The organism is Paenibacillus harenae, from assembly GCF_030812415.1.
GTDB lineage: Bacteria > Bacillota > Bacilli > Paenibacillales > Paenibacillaceae > Pristimantibacillus > Pristimantibacillus harenae_A.
The window spans coordinates 96434-110475 of sequence record NZ_JAUSST010000008.1 but is presented as its reverse complement, the minus strand read 5'-3'; the positions used below and the strand labels follow the sequence as shown (position 1 = coordinate 110475).

Here is a 14042-nt window from a genome sequence, read left to right as displayed (position 1 = left end):
TTGTCCGATCGAATCGTCGAAGTCCAATCGATCGTATCTTTGATATAACCAGCATATACAAAAAAAGCACCGCGCTCTCCTGCAATGGCGCGATGCTCTGATACAATCTTACTGTTTTTGCCCTTTTCGCAAGGAGGACGGCGAAATGCCGAAGTATTGCTTGAACAAGCGGTTGAAGTTGGACAAGTTGCGGAAACCGCAGGCCTCGGCTACCTCAATCATCTTATGATCGCTCTCCCGCACTAAGCTTGCGGCATGCGCCAGCCTAAGCTGAATCAAGTAATCCATCGGCGACGTTCCTACCACTTGCGTAAAAAGCGCGCTGAACCTTGAGGGGCTAAGATGCGCCCTCTCGGACAGCGAACGAAGCGTCCATGGCTGCGTATAATCGGATTCAATCGCATGAAGCACTTCGCGGATCGTTTCCATTCCCCGAAGCGGCTGGTCGCCGCCATCCTCGCGCTTCATGAAATAACGACCCGCAAGCGCGGCGAACTGAATCAGCTGCGCCCGTACGATAGCCTCGTAATGCGCTTCCTTTCGTGCATATTCCTCCGCCATGACGGCAAGCGTTTCACGCAGCTTTGGGAGCTGCGGACGGTCTCGATCAAGCACGTATTCCAATGACAAGCCACGCTCGCGGAAGGGCAGCAGCAGCTCCTTGTCGTATCGGTGCTCCAGCGCCAAGTAGGCCGGGTCGAACATGACGACATTCATGATGAGCCCCTCCGATTCGAACGCCCGGTGCAGATCATTCGAGTGGATCAGCACGATATCGCCTTGCTGGAAGTCGTAGCGGTTACCGTTGATGAGATAATAGCCGCTGCCCTCTAGTATATAGTTAATCTCCAGCGCCTTATGCCAATGCAGCCGTTGAAAGGTCGGACTCACGCCGCGCGTTTGCGTGATCGAGATCGGAAAAGCGGGATTAAACGTAATTTCATCTTTCGTAATCGTCTTCGCAGTACTCTTCATCGCGGCGGTTCCTCCCCCTGCTTGTATGACCAATCCTTCGATTATAGCAGAGTCAGTCGGCCGATTCATAAAGTGGCTAAGCCGCAATGGCTTGGGACAGTCCCTCTTTTATTTTGAAGCAATAACTATTGACAACATTTGCTAAACGCGATTATTATATAACCAATGGTTAGTAACCACAGGTTACTTTTATATCGATTAAGGGTGCTACTTTCTGAAAGAGGTGTTGGGGAATGGACTTTTTGTTATTTATCTTTTTGTTTACCGTTGTATGCGGCTGGATTGATGCCAGGATTACCCCGAAGGAGGCGAAGTAAATGTTTGCTGGACATTTCGGCCTGGCTGCCGGAGTAAAGGCGATGGCGCCAAAGGTTCCCTTATGGGCGCTTATGGTAAGCACTCAGTTGCTCGATATCGCGTTTGTCCCTTTGCTTTTGACGGGGGTAGAGTCAATGGAGCCGATCGGAGACGGTGGTTACGGCGAATCCATTATTCATGCCGATTACTCGCACTCGCTTGTTGGTGCTCTTGTGTTGTCCTTCATTGCGGGGTTGATTGCTTGGCGTGTATGGAACCGGCGCAGCGCGGTTATTATAGGATCGGTTACTTTCAGCCATTGGCTGATCGATTTGGTCGTACATCGGAGCGATATGCCCATTTTGGCCGGTAATTTCGGGGATTTGCCGTTGCTGGGTTTCAGGCTATGGGAACTTCCGACCGTTGCCGCAATTTTAGAGCTAGCCCTTGTTCTTGTTGGCGCCATATTGTACTTTAGATCGGCGGTGGCGAGGTCTGGCGGTCAGAAGGTTAACGGTGCGAAGAGATTTCAAGGCTATCTGGCAGGGTCGATTATGGCTCTATTGTTGATTTTGGCGTTCGTCAGCGACTATTTCTCGATATAAAAAGACCTCAAAACGAAAAAGAGCCCTTCCTGCGCGGCATTCCGCGTTCGGAGGGGCTCTTTGGCTTACTGGTTATGAAGCTGCGTACTTATACTTTTTCCCAACCCTAAATAAAGATTTATTGAACAACGCAGTTAGAAGAGAGTATTTTCAACTTTATTAATGCATGTTTATTCCCACTCGATGGTTGCAGGCGGTTTCGACGTTACGTCGTACACGATACGGTTGACGTTGTCGACTTCGTTGACGATACGAACGGAAATTTTCTCCAGCACGTCCCAAGGGATACGCGCCCAGTCCGCCGTCATGCCGTCGATCGAAGTAACCGCGCGGATGCCTACGGTATAGGAATAGGTACGGGCATCGCCCATAACGCCGACGCTCTTCATGTTCGGTAGCGCCGTGAAGTACTGCCAAATCTCGCGGTCGAGGCCGGCTTTGGCGATCTCGTCGCGAAGAATCGCATCGGATTCGCGTACGATATGAAGCTTCTCTTCCGTTACTTCGCCAAGCACGCGGATCGCAAGACCCGGACCCGGGAACGGCTGACGCCATACGATCGCTTCCGGCAGGCCGCATTCTTCGCCGACCTTGCGAACTTCGTCCTTGAAGAGCGCTTTAAGCGGCTCAACAAGCTTGAACTTAATATCTTCCGGCAAGCCGCCGACATTATGATGGGACTTGATTGTTTGCGCCGTAGCCGTACCGCTCTCGACGATATCGGTGTACAGCGTTCCTTGCGCCAGGAACTCGAAGTTTTCCAGCTTGTCCGACTCTTCTTGGAACGCGTAGATGAATTCGTTGCCGATGATTTTGCGCTTCTGCTCAGGGTCGTCTACGCCCTTCAGCTTGCCAAGGAAGCGCTCCTGCGCATCGATCTTGAGCACCTTCATATCGAACTTGCCGACGAAGGTTTCCATTACGCCTTCGGCTTCGCCTTTGCGCAGCAGGCCGTGGTCGATGAACATGCAAGTAAGCTGGTCGCCGATCGCTTTGTGCAGCAGGATCGCTACAACGGATGAATCAACGCCGCCGGAGAGGGCGCAAAGCACTTTTTTGTCGCCGACTTGGTTGCGAATGTCTTGGATCGTATCTTCGATAAACGATTCCATCGACCAGTTGCCGTCGCAGTCGCAGACGTTATACAGGAAGTTGCGGATCATTTCGTTGCCGAACTCCGAATGACGCACCTCTGGGTGGAATTGCACCGCGAAGAACTTGCGGTCCGCATGGCTCATAGCCGCAACCGGAGCATGCTCCGTGCTCGCGTCGACTCGGAAGCCTTCCGGCAATTCAACGACGTGATCGCCATGACTCATCCATACCGTCTGCACTTTGTCGAGTCCGAAGCCGATATGCGAACCTTCGATAAACTCGACTTCGGCTTTGCCATACTCGCGTTTCCCTGCGCGCTCTACCTTGCCTTGAAGCTGATGCGACATCATTTGCATGCCGTAGCAGATGCCGAAGATCGGAATGTTCAGATCGTAAATAGCCGGATCTACAAGCGGTGAATTTTGTTCGTAAACGCTAGCCGGTCCTCCCGAGAATACGATGCCCTTAGGCTGTAGTTCGCGGATCCGCTCTACCGGCGTGTTGTAAGGCAGCAGCTCGCTGTATACGCCCAAATCGCGAATACGGCGTGCAATTAGTTGGTTGTATTGTCCCCCGAAGTCGAGAACAACGATGATTTCATTTTGCTTAGTCATGACCGAGCCTCCCTCAATAGATGTAGTAATTATATATAAGGGGCTTCGAACGAGTCAAGGCGAATGCGCGCGTGCAGGAGATTTGGCAAATATTGGAGCATTGTCTAAGCTAGATCAGATAATGTTGTGGCGTACGCGGATAAAGAATGACTGGATGGAGATGGAGTTACTTCTTCCTCCGCCGTCCGCATACGACGAGCCGAGTGCTGTAAGAGCGAATATGATCTTACACGATCTAGTAATCAGTTACTTCTGTAATGTAAAAGCAAATATGAGCTTACACCCGCCGCAGCAGCCACCCATCCGTCGAGCAGGGTGCTGTAAGAGCGAATATGCTCTTACACAAAAAGCCGTCCACATGCTGCTCGTGGACGGCCCTCAGGGTCATGCGCCAGCTCGATTATTGATTCGCTTGGCGCGATGCTTTGCTTGCCGAAGGAGTGCTCGCCTTCGGCGGCTGCTTGATGAGCACGCGCAGCGCAGCGCGCAGCTCGGCAGGTGTCGGCGCGCCGGACCAGCCGCCAGGCCGGCCGAACTGCGCTTGCTCCAGCCAGATCGTCATCTGGCGGAGCGCGTCCTGTTGCGCCGCAGCGAGGCCGGACTCGGCTGCTGCGGCATATTGTCGCGCCGTCTGATGCGGCGCGCGCTCGCCGAGACGGCGATGCAGGAGCGGCGCGAGCGCCGCAGCGACGGCGGCGAAGCGCTCGCGCAGGCGCGTCTCTTCGCCGCCGGGCGAGGCGTGTACGCGGCCTCGCCCGCTTCGGCTGCGCGGCGCGAGCGCCTGCGCCGGCGGCGGCGTTTCGCCAGCGCCGCCGCCTACGGCTGGCGCGGCAGCTTCGCCTTCGCCGCGCCGAGCAACGCCGGCGTGGGCCGCGCCATAGCGGCGCAGCGCCAACGCCAGGCGCAGCCGATGCCGCTGCGCGGCAGTTACGGCCGCGAGCGCAAGCGCAACCGCGGCTGCGCCTGCGGCGCCGGCAGCGGCGGGCTCTGCCGCCGCGCCCCTCACGGCGCTTTGCGCCGCCTCCGCGAGCGCATCCGCCGCTCGCGCAACCGCCGAGGCGGCGCGTTCCGCCGACGCCTCGAACGAGCGGGCTGCGCCCGCCAGCCACGGCGAGCTCGCCTCGCCGATCTCGCCGCCGGCGCTGACGCCCGCCGCTCCGCTGCTTCCGGATGCGGCGCTAAGCGCCGCCGCATCCTCCTCCGACATGACGCCGCCGAATCCCGGCGTCGGATCGAACGGCACCCAGCCTGCGCCTGGGAAATACACTTCAACCCATGCATGCGCATCCGAAGCGCTGACTGCATAATTAGCCGGCTTAACGCCGCCGCTGGCCGCTTCATCCCTCGCGCTTGCCCCATCCGTTCCTGCCGAGCCGGGCACCTCCGCGCCAGTCTGGGCAGCCCGCTCCGCCCCCGCCTCGCCTGCCGCTAAGTCATCCGCCAACCTTGTTCCCGGCGTAAAGCCTTTCACCCATCTAGCGGGAATGCCTTGCGTCCGCAGCATGACAACCATCGCCGACGAGAAGTGGACGCAATACCCGCTTTGCTGCTCGAACAAAAAATAATCGACGAAGTCGGCGTCCGCAGGCGGCACCGTACTGTCCGCGAGCGAATACGCATAGCTCGTCCGCAAATAATCCTCTATCGCCTCCACCTGATCGTAGCGGCTCGTTAAGCCTCCGCCCGCAACCTCGGATGCGAGCGCGACAACGCGTCCGGGCAACGATTCCGGCAGCTGCAAATAAGGCTCAAGTTCCTCGTCAAGTCCGGAAGCCGCTGCCTCGTCGCCCCCGTACTCCGCCATCTGGCCATCCGCATATTCGCTTAACGCGCGGAGCTGGACCGCCTCCGTAATCGGCAGCACGCTTTCCACCGTGTAGCGCTCAACTTTCGTCGATTGCGATGGCGCATAGAGAGAGTCGGTGCGCTCGTTATACATGAAGCTGCCCAGTTTTCTGCGCGGATCGGAAGCAATAAGCTCCGTTACGCGGCTATCGCTGCCCGAAGCGAACAACGGCATGGCGGCTACCGGCTCGTTCCATACAATCATCTGCCGAATGACGGTTTCCTCGCTCGCCTCGTCCGATTGCATCGCTTGCGCCGCTTCGCCATCTGACGATTTGCGTACGGGCATAAGCGTCACGCTGCTCCAATCGTTGCTCCACCCTCTGCCGTCGTACGCATTCTTCGACTCGCCCCGCCAATAAGCCTCGACCGGCGAGCTTCCCGTAAAAATGATGCGCCTATCCTTCCGAAGAGGCGCTCCCAGCTCGCTATCGTCGAATCCGTAGCCGATCAATCCGCTGCCGGAGACGAAACCTCCCGAGCGTTGAAGCGTTGCTGTAGAAGCTCCCTGATTGCCAAGCGAACTTACGGCATGCTCGATCTTCTGCGATAACGATTGCGTCCAGCCGGCAGGCGCCATCGTTGTCTCCTTGCCTCCCGCGAACAACAAGCCGCAGCCGATTATCGTAAGCACCAGGAAGGCAGACCCCGTCAGCCATCCCGTATCCAGACGCTTCACCGCGCCTATGCCCGTTTCCAATAACCGCTTTGCCCGCGGTATGCTAACGATCGCGGCCAGCATAAGTCCCTCCGCGACCGTGCGCAGCAATCCGCCCATGACATCAATGCCGAGCCAGGCATGAAGCACGATTAAATAACAAACCGTAATACCCGCAAGACCGATGGCTGTTTGTCGGAGCCAAAGCAGCGCTTGGAGTGCCGGGGCAAGCATCGCCCAGCCCGCGAGCAGCATGAGCGTCCGCAATTCGCCCGACATTGCCCATAGACCATTGTTGGCCATCATGGCGAAGTCGTCGCCAAGCAGCGTCGGAAATTCAATGATCCATTCGATAAACCCTTGGCTGTCGCTTTTGTACATGAACGCAAGGGTGAAAATACAAAGCATGACACTGAACGTAATCGTAACCGCCATCGGCATTCGGAATAACCCGGCAGCCAGTACGCAACCAATGACGGCAAGCAGCGCCATCGGTTGATAGATAGCCGCCCATTCGCCGGCATTCGTCCAAGGCAGCAGCCATTCCGCCAGCAAGCCGAACAATAAAGCGCTCGTTACTGCCCGATAAGCCAAAGAATGTTCAGGCATGCTAACGCGATTCGAAGCCGGGGCACCGCCCAGTCCCCCCATCTTGCCCTCCGCATTCGATTTAGGCATAGACATGCCGCTCGCCCCCTTCCTCGGCAAAAGGAAGCTCGTTCATGCCTGCCGGAATAGGCAGCCATGTCACTTTCACGCCGCTACTCTCCAGCCACTTCTGCTGCTCTCTCATCGCGTAAGTCGGCACTGCGCTCTGCACCGCGATGAACAGCTCAAGCCTGCAGCTCTTGGAAGCTGCATAAGCAGCCAAATCTCCCCATTTCCTGCCGCTTCGCCAATCGCCGGTAAAAGCCAGCACCGCTCCGCCCCGCTCCATAAGCCGCTCTTCGTGCAGCAGCAAAGCCGCTATCGACTCCCCGCCGTCGCACTTCGCGCGCGACATCGCGAGCAGCAGCTCCGATACGCGCGTCAGGCTGTCGCCTTCCAGCCCCGACCGCACAACGTTAATAACGCCCGCTCCAGCTCCGCTCCCGGAGCTAACGCCTGCATCTGCTCCTTGCTGCATAAGCAGCGTCACCGGCGCGCCCGCTGCGGCCGCTTGTTCGGCGGCAAGCGCCGCCCAGCCCGAGCAGGCGTCAAACAACCGATCATTGCGGTCATAACCGGCCGCGCAAGTATCCAATACAATGCACGTACCGGCCGGTGTCTCAAGGCTATGCAGCTTCGTCTGCAAGCCGCGCCCTTTGGCCGCCGATCTCCAGTCCATATGCCTCAGCGAGTCGCCGTCGCGGTAAGGCCTGCTGTCCGGCCCGATACCGGCAGTCTTAGCTACGGCTGCTACATCCTCGCGGACATTCGTGCCCATATCGCGTCCCGTGCCCGTATACACCGTCTCGATACCGTCCGCGGTATATTGCGCGCCCCGCTCAGCCTCATCCATCCGCTCGCCCGTCGGCAAAGCCGGCAAGACGACGATCGCTTCCGAAGGACAGGCCAGCCGCTTCGTTATCGTCGTCAATCCAAGCCAGTCGCCGACCGTCACCGTTAGCGGCGCGAAGGAATGACTCCCTCGGCGCAAACGGCGCAGCTTATATACGATCTCCTTTTGCTTCTCCACAAGAGGAATGAATACCGCTCCGTACACGACGCGGCTTTCCTTCATCGTATAAGCGTTCGCGATTTCCTCGCGCACAGCGATCCATACGAATGGGAATGCCACGCGCCTAGCGATCGACAGGCGTATGCCGGCTTCGCCGCCGTCCCTCAGCATGACGCCTTCGACTTCACGGATAGCGCTTAACCCTGTCGCAGCTAGAGCCGGCGCGGCTCCGCTTATAAGACCGATCATCGTAAGCACGGCCGCCATGAACCATTCCACCGCTCCGCCGCGCATCGCAACAGCCGCAATCGAGCAGCCCCAACCGGCTGCAATCAGGCACCAAAGCCACCATTTCGTCCGATAAGCTCGAATGGAGGCCGTTTCTTCATCGTCGATATGCGCATCTGCATCAAAAAGACTGCTCATCTGCGCCTCCCCGCCCCTTGAGCCGAGCCGGCGCCTACAGCCGCAGCGGGCCAAGGAACGTCGCGTACCGCCCGCTTAACGACGGCAAGGGCATCTGGCGCATTAGACGAGGCGACATAACGCATCGCCAGCCGATGCGGAAGCACGGCTTCCGCCGTTGCCAGCACATCGTCCGGAATCGCATAACCGCGACCGTCCACATAAGCGCTTGCCTGCGCGGCACGCAGCCAGTCGCGCAGCGCGCGCGGGCTAAGTCCAAGCAGCACCTCCGGCGCCCGTCTCGTTGCATCCGCCACCTGCACCATATATTCGATCAATGCCGAATGCATATGCGTCTGGCGCGCTTCCGCCTGCATTTGCAGCCATTCCTCGGTCGCAATGACGGGACGCAGCCGTTCGGGTTCGACCCGCTTCCGGTCGGCGTATTGCTCCAGCATCCGCTTCTCCTCCGCCGCTGCCGGATAACCGATCGACAGCCGCATCATGAACCGGTCAAGCTGCGCTTCGGGCAGCGTATTCGTTCCCTCGAAGCTAAGCGGGTTTTGCGTGGCGATCAGCATGAACGGAACCGGAAGCCTGCGCGTCTTCCCTTCCACGCTAATGCGCCTCTCCTCCATCGCCTCGAGCAGCGCGGACTGCGTACGCGGAGAAGTACGGTTAATCTCGTCGGCCAATACCACATTGGCCATTATCGGTCCAGGCCTGTAGACGAGCTCGCTTGAGCGGGCATCCCAGACTACTCCGCCGATGACATCGGCCGGGAGCATATCCGAAGTGAATTGGATTCGCTTGAAATCGCCGCCGACAACGCGGGCGAAAGCTTGCGCAAGCATCGTTTTGCCGACGCCCGGCACGTCCTCCAGCAGCACATGCCCTCCCGCGAGCAGCGCGATCAGCGTATGTCTAATGACGTCTTGCTTCCCTAGCAGGACGCTCTCTACTTTGACTAGCAATCTGTTTAGTAACACTTGGGGAGGTTCAGCCCAGTGACTATGCGGCAGCTTATCTTCTTCCTCGGACAATTGGGGAGCATTCATCGTATAATTCGCCTCCTGAAAAATAAATCTATCTATTTTTCAGTCTCCCCAGCTTACTCTTGCTTTAGACGTGCTAGAATCGCTATTCGGCTGCTATTTTACCCAAATCTCGCGACGTTCCTCATCATAGACGTAGTCCGATATCGCGAAGCCGAACTTCTTAAGCGTAGACCGGACGGGCACGATAGCCGCCTCTGCTTTTCCTTGCACCCCGCCGAGGGCGTAATCCGACAGCCAATAGACCTGCTCGCCGTTATAGTAGGTCTCTATGACGCCGCTATCCGGATCAAGCTCCGCGCTGCCCCCTATCCATTCCGCCAGCTTCGTGAGCGGCACTTTAATCGAGCCTCCGCTTAGATCGTACTCCTCCGGCGTCAGCACAAGCTGCTCTTCGCCTTTATGAAGGACCAGATTCGGCTCCAAACCGGCCGGCTGCGGCAATTGCATGCGCTCTCTGGCGATCTGACCCGCATATTGCACGAGCGCCGCCTTCTCGTTCTCCAACACGGCAGGCCTGCTCCACTTCAGCTTTTTTGCGAGTGTAAAATGGATCGGCGTAACTTCCTCTGTAATCGGGGCGAAAGAATAACCTTTGTCCTTATAATAAGAAATAATCGCTGGCAAAGCGTTCGCCGATTCCTCATGTCCGCCGCCGTCATGCAGCAGCACGTTCAAGCTGTCCGCAAGCTTCGAGTTCTTAACGGTAGCGATGATTTCGGACGCCGGTACGCCGCGTCGCTTCGAATCCCCGCTATCCACATTCCAGTCATGCACGATGTAACCCGCCTCGGCCATCGCGTCGAAATAACCTTGGTCGAAGTTGCTGTACGTGCCTCCGGGCGCACGGAATAACGACGTCCTGACGCCTGTCGCGCCGAAGATGGCTTCGTCGGCCTTCATCACCTGCTCCGCGAATTCGGCGAAACTTCCGTAAAGCTCCTCATATTTATGATTATAGGAATGATTGCCGATGGCATGGCCTTCCTCCAGCACTCGCCTTGCGATATCGGGATGCTGCTCCACATGCTCGCCGAGCATGAAGAAAGTCGCCTTAACGCCTTCCGCCTTCAAAATATCAAGCACCTGCTCCGTGTGCTTGCTTGGACCGTCGTCGAACGTGAGGTAAACGGTTTTGCCGTTTGGCTTAGGCTGCGCGGGAACGACCGTCTCGCTGGCAGCGCGCTCCGTTTGCGCGGCTGATTCCTTCTTTACTGCGGCATGCTCGGTCTCCGCGTCGTCAGCAGCCTCATATGCGGCCGGCTCAGCAAGCAGCGGCTGTTTCTCGGCATGCCTAATCGGAGAAGCAGGCGCAAAGGCCGGCGGCTCTGTCGCCGTTGCCTCTACGGCCGCTTCCCCTTTGTAGACTGCCCATCCTCCAAGCTCAACCATCGTGAACCACACCACAATCACACAAATCGCCGCTTGCATCGTCCGCCGCATCGACATTGCCACCCTTCTCTACCATCATCGTAATGAAAATCATTCATGTGGTAGATTATATGAGCGGCAAGTCTAGTAAATGACAGCCTTCTATAAATTGCTCTACTCTTTCTCTTTGCCCAAACCAAACCCTATGATGAATATAAGATGTAATTCTCCACCTAAATCGATCCAAACCATGGCATCTCCAAAAATAAGATGGATTTCTCCAGCTATTTCTCCGTCTGCCTTGAAGGAAAAGCGACTTCTACCGTATGAATGGAATATAAGTCGGATTACTCATCTAATCTCCGCGTCGCTTGCCCTTTTTTCGAAAAGAAGTCGAATTACTCCGCTTACGCCTCCCCTTCCCGCTCAAGCCAAAAAAACGCGCCCACCAAAGCGGTGCGCGCGTTTCTATCATTGATCCGATCCGTTAAAATGCAGGCACGATCGAGCCTTTGTACGTATCCTCAATAAACTTCTTCACTTCCGGCGAGCGAAGCGCTGCGGCAAGCTTCTTGATCGCATCCGCATCCTTGTTGTCCGAACGGGACACGAGGATGTTCACGTATGGCGAGTCGCTGCCTTCGATGAACAACGCATCGGTTGTCGGCACGAGATCGGCTTCAAGGGCGTAGTTCGTGTTGATGAGCGCCAGATCGACCTCGTCCAGCACGCGGGGCAGCGTCGCCGCTTCGACTTCCCTGATGTCCAGCTTCTTCGGATTGTCCGTAATGTCGCCGACCGTTCCGTTCACGCCGACGCCTTCCTTCAGCTTAATCAAGCCGTTCGTAGCCATCAGCGCAAGAGCGCGGCCGCCGTTCGACGGATCGTTAGGAATGACGACTTTGCCGCCATCCTTCAACTCGTCGATCTTCTTGATTTTTTTCGAATAAGCGCCGAACGGTTCGATATGAACGGCCCCCGCGTTAACGAGATCATAACCTTTGTCCTTATTGAACTGCTCTAAGTAAGGCGTGTGTTGGAAAAAGTTGGCATCGATCTGCTTCTCGTACAGCTGCGTATTCGGCTGTACATAATCGTTGAATTCAATGATGTCGAGCTCAATGCCTTCTTCGGCAAGCAGAGGCTTAACAACCTCCAATATTTTTGCGTGCGGTACGGGCGATGCGCCGACCTTCAGCGTCACTGTCTCCGGCTGTTCGCCGGCATTGCCGGCATTATCGGTCGGCCCAGCCCCGTTATTCTTGTCCTGTCCGCAAGCGGCCAATGCAAGCACGAGCAGAAGCGTAACGAAAATATTTCCTGTTTTTTTCATGTATAGCCCTCCTTTGAAAGTAGCTTTTCTCTAAGCTGTTCCTTTATTCCTTATTTGCGGCTGTAGCGGCGAACGAGCGCGTCCCCTGCCATCTGGAGCAACTGGACCAGGACGATGAGGAGCACGACCGTCACGAGCATCACGTCGGTTTGAAAACGCTGATAGCCGTAACGAAGGGCAAGGTCGCCCAGCCCGCCGCCGCCGATAACGCCCGACATCGCCGTGTACGACACGAGCGTCACCGCCGTAATCGTCACCGCGGCCATCAATCCGGGGCGCGCTTCGCTAAGCAGCACGCGTCGTACAACATCCCACTTGGATGCGCCCATCGCTTGGGCCGCCTCGATTACGCCGCGGTCGACCTCGCGCAGCGACGTCTCCACCAGTCGCGCGAAGAACGGCGTCGCTGCGACGACAAGCGGCGGGATCGAGCCTTCCACGCCAAGCGAAGTTCCCGTGATCCATTTTGTAATCGGCATAATCATAATCATCAATATAACGAACGGCACGGATCGCAACACGTTCACGATAACAGACAAAATGCCGTACACCATCGGCTGCTGCAGCAATTGCCTCCTTGAAGTCAGGAACAACACGATACCGATCATCAAGCCGAATATAATCGTGAACAGGAGCGAGGCCGCCATCATGTACAGCGTGTCTTTGGTCGCTTCCCATATCTCTTCCCAGCGCACATTCTCGAAGCTCATCATAACGTATCCACCTCCAGCCCTTCCTTCCGCAGAGCCGCGACGACGTTATCGATTTCAAGGTCTTCGCCCAGCAGTTCCACGATCAGTTGCCCATAAGGCGTTTGCTTCATCCGCGACACCGTTCCCTGCAAAATAACGAATTGCACCGGCGTCTGCTTCACCGCGTTGTACAGAATCGGCTCGTACGTAAGCTCGCCCACGTAGGTCACGCGAAGCAGCCGTCCCTGCCGTTTCTCCAGCAGCACGCTTGCAGCGCTCGTATCGGACACTTGATCGACGAAATCGCGCGTCACCGGATGCTCCGGCTTCAGAAAAACATGAAGCACATCGCCAAGCTCCACGATCTCGCCTTTGTCGATGACCGCCACCCGGTCGCATATCGAGCGGATGACCTGCATCTCATGCGTAATGAGCAATATGGTGATGCCGAGCTTTGCATTAATATCTAGCAGCAGCGACAAAATCGAATTCGTCGTCTGCGGGTCAAGCGCGGACGTCGCCTCGTCGCATAGAAGCACATCGGGATTGCCCGCTAGCGCCCTCGCTATGCCTACCCGCTGCTTTTGTCCGCCCGACAGCTGCGCTGGATATTTGTCCGCATGCTGCTCGAGCTGGACAAGCTTCAGAAGCTCGTCTACGCGATCGCGCACAGCAGTTCCCGTCAGCCCCGCCAGCTTGAGAGGAAAAGCGATATTGTCGCGAACCGTCGACATCGAAAGCAGATTAAAGTGCTGAAAGATCATGCCGATCTTCCGGCGCTGCGCCTGCAATTGACGCTGCGACAGCTTGGTCAGCTCCACTTCTCCGACCTTCACCGATCCGGAGGTCGGCCTCTCCAGCAGATTGACGCACCGCAGCAGCGTGCTCTTTCCAGCCCCGGAATGGCCGATAATGCCGAATATTTCGCCCCTCTTAACCGTTAAGCTTATATCTCGAACAGCCTCTACCGAGACGGCCCCAACCTGGTACGACTTCGTGATGTTATGTAGCTCTATCAGATGCGTATGCCCCCTATCGTCCAAATGCCGCTGCCGCTCCGTACTCCCTGTTACAGCAAGCCATATTGTATAAATAGGCTGTCGCAACGGTCAACGAACAAAATATCCCAGTCCGCCCATTCATGGTCTATTGTCTCCAACAAGTTTTGTTTCATTAATGCTCGCCCGTAAAAAAAACGACGACTAATCCATTTGCTGATCGATATCGGATTCGCATAACGGCTAAATAATCACCAAGCAAGCAGGTTGTCCGTCGGAGATGGCTAGCGATGGGGCTATATTGGATACTTGCAGGATAGAACGGCTTATTTAGACGTATCAGATGGCTATATTGGATTTTTGCAGAAATACAAGCCGGAATCCGTTGAAATGGGCTCATAACGAGTACAGTTACTCTAAATTTCCAATGTAGCTTGGA

General features: G+C 56.5%; 10 protein-coding genes. 1 reads left to right on the top strand and 9 read right to left on the bottom strand.

The genetic code is table 11. From position 1 onward, the window contains the following. Positions 1-108: 108 nt before the first annotated feature. Entirely contained in the window at positions 109-975 is an 867-nt protein-coding gene (locus tag J2T14_RS26230; protein ID WP_307206398.1) for a helix-turn-helix domain-containing protein, read from the bottom strand. 317 nt (positions 976-1292) lie between these two features. Between J2T14_RS26230 and J2T14_RS26225 the strand changes: the two genes are divergently transcribed. Further along, positions 1293-1877 carry a permease gene (locus J2T14_RS26225; RefSeq protein WP_307475677.1) on the top strand — a complete coding sequence of 195 codons (585 nt, stop codon included), beginning with the start codon at positions 1293-1295 and terminating at the stop codon, positions 1875-1877. A 170-nt stretch (positions 1878-2047) separates the two neighbouring features. Here J2T14_RS26225 and guaA read toward each other — a convergent pair whose 3' ends face one another. The 8 genes from guaA to J2T14_RS26185 all read right to left on the bottom strand — a co-directional run bounded on the left by guaA (position 2048) and on the right by J2T14_RS26185 (position 13624). Next, positions 2048-3586: a glutamine-hydrolyzing GMP synthase gene (guaA, locus tag J2T14_RS26220; RefSeq protein WP_307206400.1), complete on the bottom strand. Its 1539-nt coding sequence runs from the start codon at positions 3584-3586 to the stop codon at positions 2048-2050. A gap of 400 nt (positions 3587-3986) precedes the next feature. Continuing rightward, entirely contained in the window at positions 3987-6773 is a 2787-nt protein-coding gene (locus tag J2T14_RS26215; RefSeq protein WP_307475675.1) for a transglutaminase-like domain-containing protein, read from the bottom strand. After that, on the bottom strand, positions 6760-8175 hold the full coding sequence (locus J2T14_RS26210; RefSeq protein ID WP_307475673.1) for a DUF58 domain-containing protein: 1416 nt from the start codon (positions 8173-8175) through the stop codon (positions 6760-6762). The genes J2T14_RS26215 and J2T14_RS26210 overlap by 14 nt, the downstream gene beginning before the upstream one ends. After that, entirely contained in the window at positions 8172-9212 is a 1041-nt protein-coding gene (locus J2T14_RS26205) for an AAA family ATPase (protein ID WP_307206403.1), read from the bottom strand. The genes J2T14_RS26210 and J2T14_RS26205 overlap by 4 nt, the downstream gene beginning before the upstream one ends. Before the next feature lie 93 nt (positions 9213-9305). After that, entirely contained in the window at positions 9306-10658 is a 1353-nt protein-coding gene (locus J2T14_RS26200; RefSeq protein ID WP_307475671.1) for a polysaccharide deacetylase family protein, read from the bottom strand. Positions 10659-11067: 409 nt separating this feature from the next. After that, complete coding sequence (locus J2T14_RS26195; protein ID WP_307475669.1) at positions 11068-11913, bottom strand: MetQ/NlpA family ABC transporter substrate-binding protein; 846 nt, start codon at positions 11911-11913, stop codon at positions 11068-11070. Positions 11914-11963: 50 nt separating this feature from the next. After that, entirely contained in the window at positions 11964-12626 is a 663-nt protein-coding gene (locus J2T14_RS26190) for a methionine ABC transporter permease (RefSeq protein WP_307206406.1), read from the bottom strand. Then, complete coding sequence (locus J2T14_RS26185) at positions 12623-13624, bottom strand: methionine ABC transporter ATP-binding protein (RefSeq protein WP_307476048.1); 1002 nt, start codon at positions 13622-13624, stop codon at positions 12623-12625. The genes J2T14_RS26190 and J2T14_RS26185 overlap by 4 nt, the downstream gene beginning before the upstream one ends. Positions 13625-14042: the final 418 nt, after the last annotated feature.

Excerpts from the sequence above, each read along its gene's own strand:
- J2T14_RS26230 (WP_307206398.1), bottom strand. The coding sequence starts at position 975 with ATGAAGAGTACTGCGAAGACGATTACGAAAGATGAAATTACGTTTAAT.
- J2T14_RS26225 (WP_307475677.1), top strand. The coding sequence starts at position 1,293 with ATGTTTGCTGGACATTTCGGCCTGGCTGCCGGAGTAAAGGCGATGGCG.
- guaA (WP_307206400.1), bottom strand. The coding sequence starts at position 3,586 with ATGACTAAGCAAAATGAAATCATCGTTGTTCTCGACTTCGGGGGACAA.
- J2T14_RS26215 (WP_307475675.1), bottom strand. The coding sequence starts at position 6,773 with ATGTCTATGCCTAAATCGAATGCGGAGGGCAAGATGGGGGGACTGGGC.
- J2T14_RS26210 (WP_307475673.1), bottom strand. The coding sequence starts at position 8,175 with ATGAGCAGTCTTTTTGATGCAGATGCGCATATCGACGATGAAGAAACG.
- J2T14_RS26205 (WP_307206403.1), bottom strand. The coding sequence starts at position 9,212 with ATGAATGCTCCCCAATTGTCCGAGGAAGAAGATAAGCTGCCGCATAGT.
- J2T14_RS26200 (WP_307475671.1), bottom strand. The coding sequence starts at position 10,658 with ATGTCGATGCGGCGGACGATGCAAGCGGCGATTTGTGTGATTGTGGTG.
- J2T14_RS26195 (WP_307475669.1), bottom strand. The coding sequence starts at position 11,913 with ATGAAAAAAACAGGAAATATTTTCGTTACGCTTCTGCTCGTGCTTGCA.
- J2T14_RS26190 (WP_307206406.1), bottom strand. The coding sequence starts at position 12,626 with ATGATGAGCTTCGAGAATGTGCGCTGGGAAGAGATATGGGAAGCGACC.